This window comes from Aeromonas dhakensis, from assembly GCF_002285935.1.
In the GTDB taxonomy this organism is placed as follows: domain Bacteria; phylum Pseudomonadota; class Gammaproteobacteria; order Enterobacterales; family Aeromonadaceae; genus Aeromonas; species Aeromonas dhakensis.
This window is the reverse complement of the sequence record NZ_CP023141.1, coordinates 2,526,583-2,543,744: the sequence shown is the minus strand read 5'-3', so window position 1 is coordinate 2,543,744 and position 17,162 is coordinate 2,526,583. Positions and strand designations below refer to the sequence as shown.

General features: G+C 62.8%; 17 protein-coding genes. 9 read left to right on the top strand and 8 right to left on the bottom strand.

The features are described 5' to 3' along the window. Nucleotides 1-478: 478 nt before the first annotated feature. Nucleotides 479-1,291, bottom strand: a complete 813-nt coding sequence (gene dapB, locus CK627_RS12180) for a 4-hydroxy-tetrahydrodipicolinate reductase (protein WP_095592457.1) — start codon at nt 1,289-1,291, stop codon at nt 479-481. 310 nt (nt 1,292-1,601) lie between these two features. Between dapB and CK627_RS12175 the strand changes: the two genes are divergently transcribed. The 4 genes from CK627_RS12175 to serA all read left to right on the top strand — a co-directional run bounded on the left by CK627_RS12175 (nt 1,602) and on the right by serA (nt 5,974). Beyond that, the gene (locus CK627_RS12175; RefSeq protein ID WP_005302609.1) at nt 1,602-2,936 is read left to right on the top strand and encodes a Na+/H+ antiporter NhaC family protein; all 1,335 of its coding nucleotides are present in this window, start codon (nt 1,602-1,604) and stop codon (nt 2,934-2,936) included. Between the two features lie 128 nt (nt 2,937-3,064). Further along, nucleotides 3,065-3,664, top strand: a complete 600-nt coding sequence (locus CK627_RS12170; RefSeq protein ID WP_095592456.1) for a 5-formyltetrahydrofolate cyclo-ligase — start codon at nt 3,065-3,067, stop codon at nt 3,662-3,664. A gap of 185 nt (nt 3,665-3,849) precedes the next feature. Continuing rightward, nucleotides 3,850-4,503, top strand: coding sequence for a ribose-5-phosphate isomerase RpiA (gene rpiA / locus CK627_RS12165; RefSeq protein WP_095592455.1), 654 nt, complete (start codon nt 3,850-3,852; stop codon nt 4,501-4,503). Nucleotides 4,504-4,741: 238 nt separating this feature from the next. Further along, the gene (gene serA / locus CK627_RS12160) at nt 4,742-5,974 is read left to right on the top strand and encodes a phosphoglycerate dehydrogenase (RefSeq protein WP_005302616.1); all 1,233 of its coding nucleotides are present in this window, start codon (nt 4,742-4,744) and stop codon (nt 5,972-5,974) included. A gap of 208 nt (nt 5,975-6,182) precedes the next feature. On the opposite strand, the gene CK627_RS12155 is transcribed toward serA, so the two are convergent. Beyond that, nucleotides 6,183-6,563 (bottom strand): diacylglycerol kinase, encoded by a 381-nt coding sequence (locus CK627_RS12155; RefSeq protein ID WP_010633544.1) that lies wholly within the window; start codon nt 6,561-6,563, stop codon nt 6,183-6,185. Nucleotides 6,564-6,718: 155 nt separating this feature from the next. Here CK627_RS12155 and CK627_RS12150 point away from each other — a divergent pair, with 155 nt between their 5' ends. Beyond that, entirely contained in the window at nt 6,719-7,780 is a 1,062-nt protein-coding gene (locus tag CK627_RS12150) for a 3-deoxy-7-phosphoheptulonate synthase (RefSeq protein WP_005302620.1), read from the top strand. Between the two features lie 79 nt (nt 7,781-7,859). On the opposite strand, the gene CK627_RS12145 is transcribed toward CK627_RS12150, so the two are convergent. The 3 genes from CK627_RS12145 to CK627_RS12135 form a co-directional block, all read right to left on the bottom strand. Continuing rightward, nucleotides 7,860-8,645 carry an ATP-binding cassette domain-containing protein gene (locus tag CK627_RS12145; protein ID WP_167385335.1) on the bottom strand — a complete coding sequence of 262 codons (786 nt, stop codon included), beginning with the start codon at nt 8,643-8,645 and terminating at the stop codon, nt 7,860-7,862. After that, on the bottom strand, nt 8,632-9,639 hold the full coding sequence (btuC, locus tag CK627_RS12140; protein ID WP_095592454.1) for a vitamin B12 ABC transporter permease BtuC: 1,008 nt from the start codon (nt 9,637-9,639) through the stop codon (nt 8,632-8,634). Before btuC ends, CK627_RS12145 begins: the two co-directional genes overlap by 14 nt. Before the next feature lie 100 nt (nt 9,640-9,739). Next, nucleotides 9,740-10,471, bottom strand: coding sequence for a substrate-binding periplasmic protein (locus CK627_RS12135; RefSeq protein ID WP_076361396.1), 732 nt, complete (start codon nt 10,469-10,471; stop codon nt 9,740-9,742). Nucleotides 10,472-10,584: 113 nt separating this feature from the next. Between CK627_RS12135 and CK627_RS12130 the strand changes: the two genes are divergently transcribed. The 4 genes from CK627_RS12130 (at nt 10,585) to CK627_RS12115 (ending at nt 14,310) form a co-directional block, all read left to right on the top strand. Next, complete coding sequence (locus tag CK627_RS12130; protein ID WP_005302630.1) at nt 10,585-10,941, top strand: DMT family protein; 357 nt, start codon at nt 10,585-10,587, stop codon at nt 10,939-10,941. 60 nt (nt 10,942-11,001) lie between these two features. Continuing rightward, nucleotides 11,002-12,141, top strand: a complete 1,140-nt coding sequence (gene tapW / locus CK627_RS12125) for a type IVa pilus ATPase TapW (protein ID WP_095592453.1) — start codon at nt 11,002-11,004, stop codon at nt 12,139-12,141. 282 nt (nt 12,142-12,423) lie between these two features. Next, nucleotides 12,424-13,695 carry a glucose-1-phosphate adenylyltransferase gene (gene glgC, locus CK627_RS12120; RefSeq protein WP_017410869.1) on the top strand — a complete coding sequence of 424 codons (1,272 nt, stop codon included), beginning with the start codon at nt 12,424-12,426 and terminating at the stop codon, nt 13,693-13,695. 135 nt (nt 13,696-13,830) lie between these two features. Continuing rightward, nucleotides 13,831-14,310 carry a WbuC family cupin fold metalloprotein gene (locus tag CK627_RS12115; protein WP_167385334.1) on the top strand — a complete coding sequence of 160 codons (480 nt, stop codon included), beginning with the start codon at nt 13,831-13,833 and terminating at the stop codon, nt 14,308-14,310. A 112-nt stretch (nt 14,311-14,422) separates the two neighbouring features. Here the strand turns inward: CK627_RS12115 and CK627_RS12110 are convergent, their stop codons facing one another. The 3 genes from CK627_RS12110 to CK627_RS12100 are packed head-to-tail and all read right to left on the bottom strand — an operon-like array spanning nt 14,423 to nt 17,159. Beyond that, on the bottom strand, nt 14,423-14,665 hold the full coding sequence (locus CK627_RS12110; RefSeq protein ID WP_011706553.1) for a FeoC-like transcriptional regulator: 243 nt from the start codon (nt 14,663-14,665) through the stop codon (nt 14,423-14,425). Further along, the gene (feoB, locus tag CK627_RS12105) at nt 14,662-16,935 is read right to left on the bottom strand and encodes a Fe(2+) transporter permease subunit FeoB (RefSeq protein WP_095592452.1); all 2,274 of its coding nucleotides are present in this window, start codon (nt 16,933-16,935) and stop codon (nt 14,662-14,664) included. Before feoB ends, CK627_RS12110 begins: the two co-directional genes overlap by 4 nt. Continuing rightward, the gene (locus tag CK627_RS12100; RefSeq protein WP_005302641.1) at nt 16,932-17,159 is read right to left on the bottom strand and encodes a FeoA family protein; all 228 of its coding nucleotides are present in this window, start codon (nt 17,157-17,159) and stop codon (nt 16,932-16,934) included. Before CK627_RS12100 ends, feoB begins: the two co-directional genes overlap by 4 nt. Between the last annotated feature and the right edge of the window lie 3 nt (nt 17,160-17,162).

Here is a 17,162-nt window from a genome sequence, read left to right as displayed (position 1 = left end):
TTGCTTTGCAACCCCCTCCCTGAAAAGAAAAGGCAAAAGTTGCTGTCAATCCAGACCAAGAGACCATCATTGATACAAAAACCAATTTTTAATCCTTAAAAAACAATACAATGAAGTTTCATATAAAAAATCTCAACGTCTGCAATCAGCTTTTTCAGGGAGGATGAGTGGCCTTGAAAAATGGAAAACGTTTTTCTGCGTTTGAATTTTTAGTCTGTTTTGATGGATGTAAAAAAATGCCCTGGCAGGGGCTATTGAGGCCCATTTTCGTTACCAGCCGATGACATTCATGCAATGCAGGATCCGGTAAAACAGCAGAGAGGGGCGATTTATCTCGTTTCGTGCAAAAATCACCGTGTAAGCGGTATTTATACAAAATCACCAATAAAAAACCCCGCATGAGCGGGGTTTTGAGCAGACGACGGGCCGGGCAGCCCCTTCGTGCACACCACGGGTGCCGTGATGTCAGTGGATGTGGTTACTTGAGGCCGAGCACGTCCTGCATGTCATAGAGGCCGGCGCCCTGCCCCTTGAGCCACTTGCCGGCGCGCACCGCACCGTTGGCGAAGGTGAGGCGGCTGGAAGCCTTGTGGCTGATCTCCACCCGCTCGCCGATGTCGGCAAACATGACGGTGTGCTCCCCCACCAGATCGCCGGCGCGAATGGTGGCAAAGCCGATGGTGTTGCGATCCCGCTCGCCGGTGATCCCCTCGCGGCCGTAGACGGCGCACTCTTTCAAGTCACGTCCGAGCGTCTTGGCCACCACCTCCCCCATGGAGAGCGCGGTGCCGGACGGTGCATCCACCTTGTGTCTGTGGTGCCCCTCGATGATCTCGATGTCGGTGTAATCCCCCATCACCTTGGCGGCCTGCTCCAGCAGCTTGAACACCAGGTTGACGCCCACCGAATAGTTGGAGGCGAAGACGATGCCGATCTCGCCGGCGGCGGCCTGGAGCGCTGCCTTGCCCGCATCGTCAAAACCGGTGGTGCCGATCACCATCTGCTTGTAGTGGGCCCGGGCGAAAGCCAGGTTGGCCAGGGTCACCTCGGGGCGGGTGAAGTCGATGATGAGATCAAACTCGTCCCGTACCTTGTCCAGGCTGTCGCTGATGATGACGCCGAGCCGCCCCAGCCCGTTGAGTTCGCCGGCATCCAGCCCGATCACGGCGGAGCCCGGTCGCTCCAGCGCCGCACCGACCACCACGCCCTCGGCATGGCTGATCGCCTCCAGCAGCACCTTGCCCATACGACCATTACAGCCCATCACGGCCACACGGATCGGATTGTCCATCTCCACCCTCTCATCTCTATTAAGGAAAGAGACCGTTTTACCAGCCTGCGCCCGCTTTGAAAAGCCCGCCGTGGCCGTCGTCGGCCATCCGAAAAATCAACAACATATTTACTAAAATCCGAATATTTCACGGATTTAATCAATTCAACAAAATCACCAGACAAAAAGCAGCATCCATCTGGACGTCTATCTTGACCGGGCGGGCGCGACTCACTACTGTAGGCACCCCATAGCGGCAGGATGCCCGCCACGCTCACCCCACTGCGGGCTGGCTGAGACAGGGAGGTCATGTACAACCATCGAGGAACACATGATCCAGACTCAACCCAGCGCCAGAGCCCTGCTGCCTCTGCTGGTCTTTCTTGCTCTCTTTATCGGTACCGGCACCTGGCTGACCCTGCAGGGGGTCGAGTTCGCCTTCTATCAGCTGCCCGCCCCCGTCGCCGCTCTCCCCGCCGTCATGCTGGCGCTGGTGCTGGGCAAGGAGGGGTTCAACAAGAACCTCGAAACCTTCTTCAAGGGAGTTGGTGACAGCAACATCATGGCGATGTGCCTCATCTATCTGCTGGCGGGCGCCTTCGCCACCGTGGCCAAGGCCACCGGCGGAGTGGATGCCACGGTCGCGCTCGGCCTCTCCCTCATCCCCGGCTGGTTCCTGCTGCCCGGGCTGTTCCTCATCTCCGCCTTCATCGCCACCGCCATGGGCACCTCCATGGGCACCATAGGCGCCGTGGCACCGGTGGCGCTCGGAGTGGCCCAGGCCGCCGGCATCGATCCAGTGCTGATGGCGGGCACCATCCTCTCCGGCGCCATGTTTGGCGACAACCTCTCCATCATCTCCGACACCACCATTGCGGCCACCCGCAGCCAGGGCTGCGAGATGAAGGACAAGTTTCGCGAGAACTTCAAGATTGCCGCCCCGGCCGCCATCGGCGTGATCCTGCTCTATCTGACCCTGGGGTCGGTCGGGGATGCCCCCGCCACCGAGGCCCATATCGAGCTGCTCAAGGTGATGCCCTACCTGCTGATCCTGGTGCTGGCCCTCTCTGGCATGAACGTCTTCATGGTGCTGGGGCTCGGCATTGTGGCCGCTGGCGGGGTCGGTCTGCTGGGGGATTACCCCCTCGGCCAGTTCAGCAAGGACATCTATCAGGGCTTCACTGGCATGCAGGAGATCTTCCTGCTCTCCATGCTGATCGGCGGCCTCGGCGCCCTGATGGAACGCCAGGGAGGGCTGGCCTGGATCAGCACCCGCATCAGCGCCCTCATCGCCCGCTTCACCCGTCAGCACGACGGCGAGCAGAACGAGAAGGCGGCCGAGCTCGGCATCGCCGGGGTGGTGGGCCTCACCAACCTCTGCACCGCCAACAACACGGTGGCCATTATCGTCGCCAGCAAGGTGGCCAAGGATCTGGCGGATCACCACGGGGTCACCCCGCGCCGCGCCGCCTCCATGCTCGACATCTTCTCCTGCGTGGTGCAGGGGCTGATCCCCTGGGGCGCCCAGGCGCTGCTGCTGGGCTCCATCTTCGCCCTCTCGCCGCTGGCGGTGGTGAGCATGAGCTTCTACCCCATGGCGCTGGCGCTGGCCGCCCTGGTGGCGGTGTTCGTCAAGCACCAGATGCGCAAAGCCGCCCACGCCTGATAGTGCGGCCGCCGGGTCCCACCCGGCGGCCGAGCCGCGCTGTTCAACCCGGCGCGGCCTTGTTAAGGTGATCGCCTGCCAGCGCGATCCGCTTATCGCCCCGTTGCCCGTTCATCAGAGGAGCCCCCATGCCGGATACCCAGCCTGAAAGACAATCCCTGCGCCAGCTCATCCGCCAGCGCAGAAAGAGCCTGACCCAGGCCGAGCAGCAGCAGGCGGCCCAGCAGCTGGTTGCCCAGTTCAAGCAGCATCCCGAGATCCTGGCGGCCAAACGCATCGCCCTCTATCTGGCCAACGACGGCGAGCTCAACCCCCTGCCCGCCATCCACTGGCTGTGGGCCCAGCAAAAAGAGGTCTACCTGCCGGTGTTGCACCCCTTCACCCCGGGTCACCTGCTCTTCTTGCGCTACATAGCCACCAGCCCCATGACCCGCAACCGTTACGGCATCGCCGAACCTGAGCTCGACATGCAGCAGGTGGTGCCCCACAGCACCCTCGATCTGATTTGTACCCCCCTGGTGGCGTTCGACGCGGCAGGCAACCGGCTCGGCATGGGCGGCGGCTACTATGATCGCACCCTCGCCTGCTGGCACGAGCACAGGCTCGGCCCCAAGCCGCTGGGGATTGCCCACGACTGTCAGCAGGTGGACGCGGTGCCGCAGGAGGAGTGGGACGTGCCGCTGCCCCAGATCATCACCCCCAGCCGCTGCTGGCACTTTCCCGACTGAGGCCAGAAGCGGCCTTGCCGCACTGATCGGCTCTTGCTGACACGACCATGTGTGCAATGACATGGCGCAATAAACAGGCAAACGATTTACATCTTGCAGGTTTTTGGCCCGGAACGTGAGCTGGGTGGTCGCTCTGGGGTGGCGCCTTGGATATAATGCGGCCGCTTTTTTCCAAAGGATCGATCATGACTCAAGATGAAATGAAGAAGGCGGCCGGTTGGGCTGCGCTCAAGTATGTGGTTCCCGGCACCATCGTCGGGGTAGGTACCGGCTCTACCGTCAACCACTTCATCGATGCACTGGCGACCATGAAGGACGAGATCAAGGGAGCGGTATCCAGCTCCGTGGCCTCCACCGAACGCCTCAAGGGCTTCGGCATCCCTGTGTATGACCTCAACGAGATCGACGCCCTCTCCGTCTACGTGGACGGTGCCGACGAGATCAACGGCACCCGCGACATGATCAAGGGCGGCGGCGCGGCCCTGACCCGCGAGAAGATCGTCGCCGCCGTGGCCGACAAGTTCATCTGCATCATCGACAACACCAAGACGGTCGACGTGCTCGGCACCTTCCCGCTGCCGGTGGAAGTGATCCCCATGGCCCGCGAATACGTGGCCCGCGAGATCAAGAAGCTCGGCGGCAACCCGGTCTGGCGTGAAGGGGTGGTCACCGACAACGGCAACCACATCCTGGACGTGAAAGGCATGGCCATCACCGACGCCAAGGGGCTGGAAGTGCAGCTCAACGCTATCGTAGGCACCGTCACCAACGGCCTGTTCGCCCACCGCGGTGCAGACGTGGTGGTGATCGGCACCTCGGACGGCGTGATCATCAGCTGACCTTCGATGGACAGGATCAGGTCACCCATGATCCCTTCGCAATGAAAGACGGCGCCCCATGGCGCCGTTTTTATTTGTTGCTCAATGAGTTGCAAACCCTCGTTTACAACTATCGTTGAAAACTTCAAAGAATTTGACTTTCGTCACAAATATTCCCTCTCCCCAACGTTTTTGCTACTTTACGGTTTTCTTCACACACCATATCTGCACTCACTTTTGCAAACATAGAGGGATCGTCATGACCGCCAAGTTTTCACTGGACAAGGATAAAATCAAGGTGCTGCTGCTGGAGGGGGTTCACCCCAACACGGTGGAAACCTTTCGTGCCGCAGGTTACACCAGTGTGGAGTATCTGAAGACCTCTCTCTCCGAAGAAGAGCTGATCGAGCGTATTCGTGACGTGCATTTCGTAGGGCTGCGCTCGCGCACCCAGATCACCGAGAAGGTACTGGATGCCGCCAACAAGCTGGTGGCCATCGGCTGCTTCTGCATCGGCACCAACCAGGTCTCCCTGGATGCCGCCCACCTGCGCGGCATCCCGGTGTTCAACGCCCCCTTCTCCAACACCCGCTCGGTGGCCGAACTGGTGCTGGGGGAGATCCTGCTGCTGCTGCGCGGCATCCCGGAGAAGAACGCCAAGTGCCATCGCGGTGTGTGGGAAAAGCTGGCCAACCGTTCAGTGGAAGCCCGTGGCAAGAAGCTCGGCATCATCGGCTACGGCCACATCGGCACCCAGCTTGGCATCATCGCCGAGAGCATCGGCATGAAGGTCTACTACTACGACATCGAGAACAAGCTCTCGCTCGGCAACGCCATCCAGGTGCCGAGCATGGTCGAGCTGCTCAACATGTCCGACGTCATCAGCCTGCACGTGCCTGAGACCGCCTCCACCAAGGATCTCATCGGTGCCGAGCAGCTGCGCATGATGAAACCGGGCGCCATCTTCATCAACGCCTCCCGCGGCACAGTGGTGGACATCGACGCCCTGGCCGACGTCATCAAGAGCGGCCACCTCGCCGGCGCTGCCATCGACGTCTTCCCGGTCGAGCCCAAGTCCAACGACGAGGAGTTCCTCACCCCGCTGCGCGGGCTGGACAACGTGATCCTGACCCCGCACATCGGCGGCTCCACCCAGGAGGCCCAGGAGAACATCGGGCTGGAAGTGGCCAACAAGCTGGTCAAATACTCCGACAACGGCTCTACCCTCTCCGCCGTCAACTTCCCCGAGGTCTCCCTGCCGGGTCACAAGGGCTCCAGCCGCCTGCTGCACATTCACCGCAACCAGCCCGGCGTGATGAACCAGATCAACCAGATCTTCGCCGACGAGGGGATCAACATCGCCGGTCAATACCTGCAGACCAGCAGCCACATCGGTTACGTGGTGATCGACGTGGAGACCGAGCACAGCGAGAAGGCGCTGGCCAAGCTCAAGGAGATCGGCGGCACCATCCGTGCCCGTATCCTGCACTGATTGGCCTGCAGCGCCGTCCAGCAAAAAGCCCGTCGTGATGACGGGCTTTTTTATGCTGCGATGCGCAGCGCAGATCCGCATCCTTGCGCCTTTGCCCCCTTCTCCCCTCGCGGGAGCAGGGTTGGGGATGAGGGGGAGATGAAACCGCCCTCATCCAGCCCTCTTGCCAAGAGAGCGGGAAAATACGCGACAGACAATGAGGCCCGGCTTACCACCAACCCAGCAGGTTGCGGCCCACCAGAGCGCCCCACACCAGGGCGTTGAGGGCCAGCGCGATGAAGACGGCGGCGGAGCCCAGATCCTTGGCTCGACCGGAGAGCTCGTGATGTTCGGAGCCGATGCGATCCACCACCGCCTCGACCGCGGAGTTGAGCACCTCGACGATCACCACCAGCCAGCTGATACAGATGAGCAGCAGGATCTGATCGAGGGAGTCACCGATCCAGAACGCCAGCGGCATCAGCAGCAGGATCAGCATCAGCTCCTGCCGGAAAGCGGCCTCGTTGATCCAGGCTGACTTGAGCCCCTTCATGCTGTAACCGGTTGCATTGATGATGCGGGTGACCCCGGTTGCCCCTGGCTTTGCCACGCTATCTACCTCATTTGGAATCGTTTTGGGGCTCACATCCTATCAGAGCCCCTCGAGGTTTCCATCAGGGGTTTTTTGCTTTATTTTATCCCTTTGCCTCTTCGGCACTCAGTCATTGCTACTGCCCACGCCACCCATTTCGAGAATCGAGTCGTATGTCCATTCACACCGATGAATTGCGCACCCGTCGCCTGGAGTCCCTGATCACTCCCAGCGAACTGGCGCACGCCTTCCCGTTAAGCGACACCGTTGCCCAGAATCTGCTGGATGCCCGCCGCGAAGTGGAAGCGATCCTGGCCGGTGAGGATCAGCGTCTGCTGGTCATCGTCGGTCCCTGTTCCATTCACGATCCGGCCGCCGCCCACGAGTATGCCCTGCGCCTCAATGCCCTGCGCCAGCAGTATAAAGAGAGCCTGTGCATCGTGATGCGCACCTATTTCGAGAAGCCGCGCACCATCGTCGGCTGGAAAGGCCTCATCAATGATCCGCGCCTCGATGGCAGCTTCGACGTCAATGAAGGGCTGAAACTGGCCCGCAAGCTGCTGGTGGACATCAACGCCCTCGGCATGCCTACCGCCACCGAGTTCCTCGACATGGTGACCGGCCAGTACATCAGCGACCTCATCACCTGGGGCGCCATCGGCGCGCGCACCACCGAATCCCAGGTGCACCGCGAGATGGCCTCCGCCCTCTCCTGCCCGGTCGGCTTCAAGAACGGCACCGACGGCAACACCCGCATCGCCATCGATGCGGTGCGCGCCGCCCGTCACAGCCACATCTTCTACTCCCCGGACAAGGACGGCAAGATGACCATCTACCGCACCGCCGGCAACCCCTATGGCCACGTGATCCTGCGCGGCGGCCACAGACCCAACTACGACACCGCCAGCATCGATGAAGCGTGCGAAGCGCTGGCCGACGTCGGCCTGCCGGAGCGGCTGGTGGTGGATTTCAGCCACGGCAACAGCATGAAGGATCACCGTCGCCAGCTGCTGGTGGCGCAGGACATCTGCGATCAGTTGCGCCGCGGTCGCACCGGCATCGCCGGCATCATGGCCGAGAGCTTCCTGGTGGAAGGACGGCAGGATGTGGAGAACGGCTGCGCCGCCACCTTCGGCCAGAGCATCACGGATGCCTGCCTCTCCTGGAGCGACACCGAAACCCTGCTAGCCATGCTGGCCGAGGCCGCCCAGGTGCGCCTGCACAAGCTGGGCTGAACAGCCAACAAGCAAAGGGGCCAGTATGTTCGATACTGGCCCCTTTTTCTTGGGCGGCCGACTAGGCCGCGCCCCGCTCCTACAAACTGGGCATAAACCAGACCCGGCCGCCCGCCTCGATGCGCTCGGTCTTGATCTGGAATACCTGTGCCAGCAGCGCTTCGTCCACCAGCTCGACGCCCCCCTCCCGTACCACCCGCCCCTGTTGCAGACAGAGCAGGCGATCGGCCCAGTCGATGGCCAGGTTGATGTCGTGAAGGGCGAGCACCACCAGCAGCCCCTGCCCGGCCAGCTGCTTGAGCAGCCGCAGCAGCGCCAGTTGATGGTGCAGATCGAGCCCGGCCAGCGGCTCGTCCAGCAGCAGTATCCGTCCGTCCGGGTTGAGGCTCGGCCACACCTGCAGCAGGGTGCGGGCGATCAGCACCCGCTGCTGCTCCCCACCGGACAGCCGGCTGAAGTCCCGCGCCAGCAAGCCTTCCAGCTCCAGCGCCTGACACAGCGCCTGAATAGCCTCATTCTGTCTGCTAGCAGGTTGAGCTTCATCGAGCCCCAGACTCAGCACCTGAAACACCGGGATATGGAACAGCTGGGGCTGGCGCTGAGGCAGCATGGCGCGCCGCTGCGCCAGTTCCGGCCAGCTCAAGTCCGCCAGCGACTCGCCGCCGATGCGCACCTCCCTTTGCCCCGACAAGAGGCCGGCCAGGGCGCCGAGCAGGGTCGACTTGCCGCTGCCGTTGGGGCCGAGCAGGGCCACCAGCTGGCCCCCCTGCCAGGCAAGGTCGAGGGGGGCGAGCCGGTTGGCGACGGCGAGGCCGCGGGCCGCCAGCAAGGGAGGCTGGCCCCCGAGGTGATCAGGTGCTGGCATGGGCATCTTGCCTCAACAACAGATAGATGAAGAGCGGGGCACCGACCGAGGCGGTGATGACCCCGATGGGCAGCTCCCCCGCCCGCAGGGCGGAGCGGGCGATGAGATCGGCCGCCAGCAGCAGGGCCCCGCCCCCCAGCGCCGAGGCGGGCAGCAGGAAGCGCTGATCGCTGCCGCCACACAGGCGCAGCAGATGGGGCACCACCAGCCCGACGAAGCCGATGACGCCGCACAGCGCCACCGCCATCCCGGTGAGCAGGCAGACCGCCAGCACCAGCCGTACCCGCATCTTGTCCACATCGAGCCCCATCAGGCGGGCCTGGGTCTCTCCCAGCAGCAGTTGCTGCAGCGCCTTGCCCTGCCAGCCGAGCCAGCCGAGGGCGAGCGGGAACAGCAGCCACCACCAGGCCAGTTGCTGACTGCCGTAGGCCAGGCTGCCCATCATCCAGAACATGAATTCACGCAGGGAGCCATCATCGGCAAAGTACATCAGCCAGGTCATGGCGGCATTGGTGAGGATGCCGATGGCGACCCCGAACAGCAGCAGCCGGGCGTGACCTAGCCGGGCCCGGCGCGCCAGCCGAATGAGCAGCATGGTCACCAGCAGGGCGCCGCCAAAGGCTGCCAGCGACAACCCCCAGCCCGGCAAATAGACGCCGAGGGCCTTGGCCACCGCCATCGCCACCATGGCGGCCAGTCCCGCCCCGCTCGAGACGCCGAGCAGGCCGGGTTCGGCCACCGGGTTGTGCAGCATCACCTGCAGCACGGCGCCACCGCAGGCGAGCGCCGCCCCTGCCAGCAAGGCCAGCAGGGCGCGCGGCAGGCGCAGCTCCAGCAGGATGCGCTGCTCGAGATCCCCCAGCGGCTGCCAGGGCAGCAAGACGAATTCGCCCCAGGCGAGGGAGCAGAGGAACAGCGCCAGAGTCAGCAGCAGCAGGCAGAGCAACCAGCGCCGCTGCCAGCGCTGCTGGCGGGCGAGCAAAGAGAGATACACAGAGGCTCTCCGAAGGTGAGAACGAGCCGGCGCCAGAGCCTGTCGAGCAGCTGGCGCGAGTCATGAAAAACGCATGATAACAGCGTGTTACTACCCGAGGTCAAGGCTGGTAAGGCTTGGCGAGGGCGGCGATCTCGCCGCTTGCCACCAACTCCTGCAGGGCCAGAGCCAGCGGTTGCTGCAGCGCCTGATGGGGGGAGTGCTTGCTCATGCCCAGATAGAGCACCACAGGTTGCGGCGGCTGATAGGCCGCCTTGAGCAGACCGGCCTCGTTGTCCTGGCTCAGGGCGTAGTCCACCTGGCAGTCGGTGCCGATCATCAGCGGCAGGTGACCGCGCTGCACCATGCGCAGCAGCTGATCCTCGGTGGGCACCCCGTGCTTGTCGAGCCGGCTGTCTGCATCAAAGGGGGCAAAATAGGCCGAATTGAGCACATAGCCCACCTTCTTGCCCTGCAGGTCGGCGTAGGTGCGCAGGGTCGATACCGCCGCCGCCTTGCCATAGAAGGCCGGCCGGCACTGATAGTAGGCCGGCTGCAGATAATCGATGAAGGCCGCCCGCTCCGCCGTCATCGCCAGCCCGATCATCAGGTCCACCTGGCCGGTCTGCATCTGCTTGAGCGCCCGCCCCCAGGGCACCCGTTTCACATCAAAGCGGATGCCGCTGCGGCGCTGCAACTGCTGCAAAATGTCCATGTCCAGCCCGCCGAAGCGGCCATCCGGCTGCACTATCCGAAACGGCGGCCAGACATCGGTGGCCACCGTCAGGGTCGGCGCCCCATGCACCAGGCAGGCAAACAGCAGACCAAGCACACCCCAGCTTGTCTTGCCCATCCCGTACAACCCTCTGTAACTTCATCCTTGATGGATTAAAAATACCCTGCCGCCCCACTTATGAAAACCCGTGGTTCGGAGATAAAATGCGATTGATTTTAAAGGAGAACCTAATGAACCCTATCTTTACCAGCATCGGCTTGCTGCTGTGCAGCAACGTCTTCATGACCTTCGCCTGGTATGCCCACCTCAAGAGCATGAATCACAAACCCTGGATCATCGCCGCCCTGGTGAGCTGGGGCATAGCGCTGTTCGAATACCTGTTGCAGGTGCCTGCCAACCGCATCGGTCACACCGTGCTCTCCGTTGGCCAGCTCAAGATCCTGCAGGAGGTGATCACCCTCACCGTGTTCGTCCCCTTCTCCATCTTCTATCTGAAAGAGGATCTGAAATGGGATTACCTGTGGGCCGGCCTGTGCATCCTGGGCGCGGTGTTTTTTGTCTTTCGCGAGAAACTCACCGGCGCCTGACGCTGTACACTCAATGACATTCGATGTAATTGCATCTGCTTGATAGACGAGGCAAAACCAATGGAATTGCGAGACATGCTACAGATCCTGGCCAAGCAGGATGGCTCCGACCTCTATCTGTCGACCGGCGCCCCCCCTTGCGCCAAGTTCAACGGCGGCCTGCGTCCGCTCAATGAAACGCCGCTCGAGCCCGGCGAGGTGGCCAGAATAGCCGACGCCATCATGGACGGCGAGCAAAAGCAGCAGTTCGAGCGGGAGCTGGAGATGAACCTCGCCATCTCGCTGCCCCAGATCGGCCGCTTTCGGATCAACATCTTCAAGCAGCGCAACGAAGTGTCGCTGGTGGCGCGCAACATCAAGACCGAAATTCCCCGCTTCGAGGATCTGAAACTGCCCCCCGTGCTGCTCGACACCATCATGGAGAAGCGCGGCCTGGTGCTGTTCGTCGGCGGTACCGGCTCGGGCAAATCGACCTCGCTCGCGGCCCTCATCGACCATCGCAACCGCAACAGCGGCGGCCACATCATCACCATCGAGGATCCGGTGGAGTTCGTGCATCGCCACCGCAAGAGCATCATCAACCAGCGCGAGGTGGGGGTGGATACCCGCAGCTTCCACGCCGCCCTGAAAAACACCCTGCGTCAGGCACCCGATGTCATCCTCATCGGTGAGATTCGCGATCGCGAGACCATGGAGCATGCGCTGGCCTTCTCCGAGACCGGCCACCTGGCGATCTCCACCCTGCACGCCAACAACGCCAACCAGGCGCTGGACCGCATCATCAACTTCTTCCCGGAAGAGCGCCGGCCCCAACTGCTCAACGACCTTGGCAACAACCTCAAGGCGTTCGTCTCCCAGCGGCTGGTTAAGACTACTGATGGCGGTCGCCGGGCGGCGGTGGAGATCATGCTGGGCACCCACACCATTCGCGACATGATCAAACGCGGTGAGTTTGGTGGCCTCAAGGAGGTGATGGAGAAATCCAAGGCCCTCGGCATGGTCACCTTCGACAGCGCCCTGTTCGATCTGGTGGTAGAGGGCGTGATCGACGAGGAGGAGGCAGTAAAGAACGCCGACTCGGCCAACAACCTGCGCCTCAAGATCAAGCTGTGGAAGGAGAAGGGCCAGATCGCCAGCAGCAGCGATGCCACCGGCTGGAGCCTGGAACCCACCAAGGACGAGAAGGACGATCTGTTCTGACCTCGCCCGCCCCTGACGGCACCTGCAAACACCCGCTTCGGCGGGTGTTTGTACAAGAAATGCCCGCATCTGGCCGCCCTTCAAGGCCACCACCTTCCCCGCCAGCCCAGCCCCGCCGTGACATCTGGTGAACTATCGCGCCATCTGCGACAGGTTTTGTCATCACAAATGACAAAACCATCACTTCACCGAAAAGCCGTGTGAGAAGTGTGAGTGAAAGCACTTTCATACTGGCTTCAAAGGAGGCAGTATCAAGGAGTTCTATCAATAAAGGGGTATTCAATGTTGTTACAACCTGCCAATACAGCACAGTCCAGACAGTTGCTGAACGAGACCATGGCCTTGGTTCTCGCAGGAGGGCGGGGCAGTCGCCTCAAACAGTTGACGGACAACAGGGCGAAACCGGCAGTGCATTTCGGCGGCAAGTTCCGCATCATCGACTTCGTACTCTCCAACTGCATCAACTCCGGCATTCGCCGGGTCGGGGTGGTGACCCAATACAAATCCCACAGCCTGCTGCGCCACCTGCAGTCCGGCTGGTCCTTTCTGCGCTACCAGATGAACGAGTTCATCGACCTGCTGCCCGCCCAGCAACGGGTGGACGAGGTCAACTGGTATCGCGGCACCGCCGATGCGGTCTACCAGAATCTGGACATCATTCGCGATCACGGCCCCAAGTATGTGGTGGTGCTGGCGGGGGATCACATCTACAAGATGGATTACGCCGCCATGCTGCTCGATCACGTCAACATGGGGGCCAAGGTCACGGTGGCCTGCATCGAGGTGCCGCGGGATGAGGCGAGCGCCTTCGGGGTGATGGCGGTGGATGGGGATCGCAAGATCAACGCCTTCGTCGAGAAACCCGCCAACCCGCCCGCCATGCCGGGCAAACCGGACACCGCGCTGGCCTCCATGGGGGTATACATCTTCGAAGCCGACTACCTCTACCAGTTGCTGGAAGAGGATCTCGCCAACCCGGCCTCCCACCACGATTTCGGCATGGACGTGATCCCGCGGGTGGTGCAAGAGGGCACCGCCTACGCCCACCCGTTCAGCATGTCCTGCGTCGGCTGCTGCCCGCAAAAGCGCCCCTACTGGCGCGACGTGGGCACGGTGGATTCGTTCTGGGAAGCCAACATGGATCTCGCCTCCGTCACCCCGGAGCTCGACATCTACGATCAGGACTGGCCCATCTGGACCAGCCAGAACATGACCCCGCCCGCCAAGTTCGTGCAGGACAGAAACGGCCAGCACGGCATGACCATCAACTCCATGTTTGCCGGCGGCACCATCGTCAGCGGCTCCTTCATCGTGAGCTCGGTGCTGTTTACCAACGTGCGGGTCGACTCCTTCTGCACCCTGGATCAGGCGGTGATCTTCCCCGGGGTCGAGATAGGCCCGGGCTGCCGGCTGCGCCGGGTGGTGATCGACAAGGGCTGCAAGCTGCCGGAAGGGCTGGTGGTGGGGGAAAACGCCTGCGAGGATGCCCGCCGCTTCTACCGCTCCGAGCAGGGCATAGTACTGGTCACCAAGGAGATGCTGGCCAGATTGTGATGCCGAACAGTCATAGCAGAGGGAGTCATAATGGCTCCCTTTTTACATTTGCTTACCGCGCGCCCCTTGCCTGACAGGTTGCCGGGCATGCTACTCTGCGCTCGGCCCTGCCTTCGTCTCACCATGGAATCGCATATGAAAAAACTGGATGTTGCCCGCCTTGCCAGCCTCGCCGACGAGGCCGCCCACTCCCCGCGCCTGCGCATGAACCACAACCTGCATCAGGAGCTGGCCGACCCCATCCAGCGCCTGGCCATCGCCATGGAGCCTGGCACCTATATCCGCCCCCATCGCCACCTGCAGACCTGGGAGCTGCTCACCGCGCTGCAAGGCCGCTTCGTGGTGCTCAACTTCGATGACGAAGGCACCGTCACTGCCCGCGCCGTGCTGGGGGAAGAGACCTCGGTGCTGGAGACCCCCGTCGCCAGCTGGCATGCGGTGCTCTCTCTGGATCCCGGCGCCGTCATCTTCGAGGTGAAACACGGTCCCTATGCCCCTTTCCGGGAAGAGGACTTCGCCCCCTGGTCACCGGCGGTGGACGACGTCGCCGGCCAGCAGGCGCTGATGGCCTGGTATCGCCATGCCGAGGTGGGTCAGCGCTGGCCGGGGCGCTGAGCTGCCCCCTCCTTCGCCAACCCAGCGAACACGCGCCAATAAAAAGACCCGCCAGCGGCGGGTCTTTTTGATATCTGAACGCGGGGTATCGAACACGAGCAGATGAGCTGGTTCAGCCCTTCTGCACCAGACCAATCTGGCCTGGCTCGCACCACTCGAACATCACCTCCTGGCTCTTGCCGCAACAGGATCCGCCGCACACCTGGGTCTCCCGCTTGGCGACCCGCCCCTTGCGCATCCAGACGCCGAGCATGGCCTCCACCGCATCTTCCGAGGTGTGGAAGTGGCGGGCCAGCTCGCGCCGGCTCACCTTCTGCTGCGCGGCGAGGTACTCCCCCAGCTCGCGCAGGATCATAGGGTCACCACCTTGCGGGCGACGATGTCACCGTGGCGACGACCGGCCCACCAGAGCAGCAGCAGGGAGCCGCCGTAGCTCGCCACCCAGAACAGGCTCTGCTCGGGGTGCGCGGCAAAGGTGGCCAGCTGATAGAAGACGGTGGCGCACATGAAGGCCATGTAGTTGCACCAGGCGGCGGTCAGCAGGGCCCACTGGCGGCCTGTCTCCCGCACCAGGGCGCCCATGGCGGCGGCGCAGGGCATGTAGAGCAGCACGAACAACAGGTAGGCGAAGGCACCGGCCGCCCCGTCGAAGTGACTCTGCATGTTGCCGTAGGTGGAGACGTCTACCTCCTGCGCCTCGGCGGCAGCTTTCTGGTCATCCAGGTTGCCCACCGCCAGCCCCATGGGGTCGGTCGGGTCGATGTCGGCCAGATTGGTGGCGACCGCGGCGATCGCCTCCTGGAAGCTGCTTACCAGGGAGAACTCGCTCGCCTCCTCTTCCCCGTCGCCGCTGCCGGCGTAGAGGCTGTTGAGAGTACCGACCACCGCCTCTTTGGCGAAGATGCCGGTGACGATGCCGACCGTGGCCTGCCAGTTGTCATCGCGCACGCCGATGGGGTGCAGCACCGGGGTCACCGCCTGGCTGATTTTGCTCAGCACCGAGCTCTCCTGATCCTGGTGGCCGAAGCTGCCGTCGGTGCCGAGCGAGTTGAGCACGCTCAGCACGGCGACCACCAGCACGATGGTTTTACCGGCGCCGAACACGAAGGATTTGAGCTTCTGCCAGGTCTTGATGCCGACGTTGACCGGGCGCGGCCACTCGTAGTCCGGCATCTCCATCAGCATGGAGTCGCTCTTGCCCGGCAGCAGGGTGCTGCGCAGCAACAGGCCGGTGAGCACCGCCACCAGGATGCCGATGAGATAGAGACCGAACACCAGGTTCTGGCCAGATTCGGGGAAGAAGGCCACCGCGAACAGGGCGTAGACCGGCAGACGGGCACCGCACGACATGAAAGGGGCCATGGCCGAGGTCATCAGCCGCTCGCGCTCGGAGTTGAGGGTGCGGGTCGCCATCACCGAGGGCACGGTGCAGCCAAAGCCCATCAGCATGGGTACGAACGCCTTGCCCGGCAGGCCGAGGCGGCGCATCAGGGCATCCACCACGAAGGCTGCGCGGGCCAGGTAGCCGGAGCTCTCCAGCACCGCCAGGAACAGATAGAGGCAGCCGATCACCGGGATGAAGGTGGCGACGGTCTGCAAGCCCACCCCGAAGCCGTCCGCCAGGATGGCCCCCAGCCAGTCCGGCGCATGGACCAGCCCCAGCAGGTGGTGCACCCCGTCGACAAACAGGGCGCCGCCCATGATGTCGAAGAAGTCGATGAAGGCGCTGCCCACCTTGATGGCGAACATGAACATCAGGTACATCACCAGCAGGAAGAAGGGGATGCCGAACCAGCGGTTGAGCAGCACCCGATCGAGCCGCTCGCTCTGGGCCGCGGTGAGCTTGCCCTTCTGCTGGCACGCCTGGGCGGCCCACTGGTGGATGTGGCCGTAGCGGATGTCCGCCAGTTGCAGATCCACGTCCTGCCCGTGATGAGCGCGGGCCACCACGTTGGCGGCGGCGGCCTGCTGGCCGGGCAGCAGGGTCTCCTGCATCACCGCATCCTCTTCCAGCAGGCGCAGGGCGCGGCCGCGGGCGGTGAGGTGGTGCGGGGCGAGCAGGGTCTCAAGCTCCGCCAGATCTTTTTCAAGCTCATGGCCGTAATCGAGCTGCAAGGCCACTTGCGGCTGACCGATAAACTGCTGGATCTGGTTCTTGAAGGCGGCGACCTGCTGGCGATTGTGGGCCGAGAGGGCCACCACCGGGCAGCCGAGGGCCTTGGCGAGCTTGCTCTCGTCGATGGTGATGCGCCGCTTTTGCAGGATGTCCATCTTGTTGAGCACCACCACCATGGGCAGCCCCAGCTCGCGCAGTTGCAGCGTGAGGTAGAGGGAGCGCTCCAGGTTGGCGGCGTCGATGACGTTGAGCAGCAGATCCGGCTGCTGGCCCTCCACGAAGCGGCTGGCGATCTGCTCGTCCAGGCTCCCCTCCTGGTTGGCCAGGCTGTAGATGCCGGGCAGGTCCATCAGTTTGTAGTCGTGGCCCTGGGCACTGAATTCGCCCATCTTCTTGTCGACGGTGACGCCGCTCCAGTTGCCCACCTGCTGGCGGGCCCCGGTCAGGGCGTTGAACAGGGAGGTCTTGCCACTATTGGGGTTGCCAACGGTTACCAGGGAGTAGTTCATACCGGCTCGACCTCGATTTGCTGGGCAAGGCTTTTTTGCATGGAGAGGCAGATCCCCTGACACTGGATCTGCAGCGGATCCCCGAGCGGGGCCGCGCGCAAATAGATGACTTCAGTCTGGGGCAGCAAGCCCATCACCATCAGCTTGCGCCGCAGGGGACGGGTCAATTGATTCATGTTCTTGATGCGAGCACTCTGTCCCGGTGACAACTGCGCGAGTACCATGAC

What these genes read in the sequence shown, in the direction of transcription:
- dapB (WP_095592457.1), bottom strand. Translation starts at nt 1,291, where the DNA reads ATGGACAATCCGATCCGTGTGGCCGTGATGGGCTGTAATGGTCGTATG.
- CK627_RS12175 (WP_005302609.1), top strand. Translation starts at nt 1,602, where the DNA reads ATGATCCAGACTCAACCCAGCGCCAGAGCCCTGCTGCCTCTGCTGGTC.
- CK627_RS12170 (WP_095592456.1), top strand. Translation starts at nt 3,065, where the DNA reads ATGCCGGATACCCAGCCTGAAAGACAATCCCTGCGCCAGCTCATCCGC.
- rpiA (WP_095592455.1), top strand. Translation starts at nt 3,850, where the DNA reads ATGACTCAAGATGAAATGAAGAAGGCGGCCGGTTGGGCTGCGCTCAAG.
- serA (WP_005302616.1), top strand. Translation starts at nt 4,742, where the DNA reads ATGACCGCCAAGTTTTCACTGGACAAGGATAAAATCAAGGTGCTGCTG.
- CK627_RS12150 (WP_005302620.1), top strand. Translation starts at nt 6,719, where the DNA reads ATGTCCATTCACACCGATGAATTGCGCACCCGTCGCCTGGAGTCCCTG.
- CK627_RS12145 (WP_167385335.1), bottom strand. Translation starts at nt 8,645, where the DNA reads ATGCCAGCACCTGATCACCTCGGGGGCCAGCCTCCCTTGCTGGCGGCC.
- CK627_RS12135 (WP_076361396.1), bottom strand. Translation starts at nt 10,471, where the DNA reads ATGGGCAAGACAAGCTGGGGTGTGCTTGGTCTGCTGTTTGCCTGCCTG.
- CK627_RS12130 (WP_005302630.1), top strand. Translation starts at nt 10,585, where the DNA reads ATGAACCCTATCTTTACCAGCATCGGCTTGCTGCTGTGCAGCAACGTC.
- tapW (WP_095592453.1), top strand. Translation starts at nt 11,002, where the DNA reads ATGGAATTGCGAGACATGCTACAGATCCTGGCCAAGCAGGATGGCTCC.
- glgC (WP_017410869.1), top strand. Translation starts at nt 12,424, where the DNA reads ATGTTGTTACAACCTGCCAATACAGCACAGTCCAGACAGTTGCTGAAC.
- CK627_RS12115 (WP_167385334.1), top strand. Translation starts at nt 13,831, where the DNA reads ATGAAAAAACTGGATGTTGCCCGCCTTGCCAGCCTCGCCGACGAGGCC.
- CK627_RS12110 (WP_011706553.1), bottom strand. Translation starts at nt 14,665, where the DNA reads ATGATCCTGCGCGAGCTGGGGGAGTACCTCGCCGCGCAGCAGAAGGTG.
- feoB (WP_095592452.1), bottom strand. Translation starts at nt 16,935, where the DNA reads ATGAACTACTCCCTGGTAACCGTTGGCAACCCCAATAGTGGCAAGACC.
- CK627_RS12100 (WP_005302641.1), bottom strand. Translation starts at nt 17,159, where the DNA reads ATGGTACTCGCGCAGTTGTCACCGGGACAGAGTGCTCGCATCAAGAAC.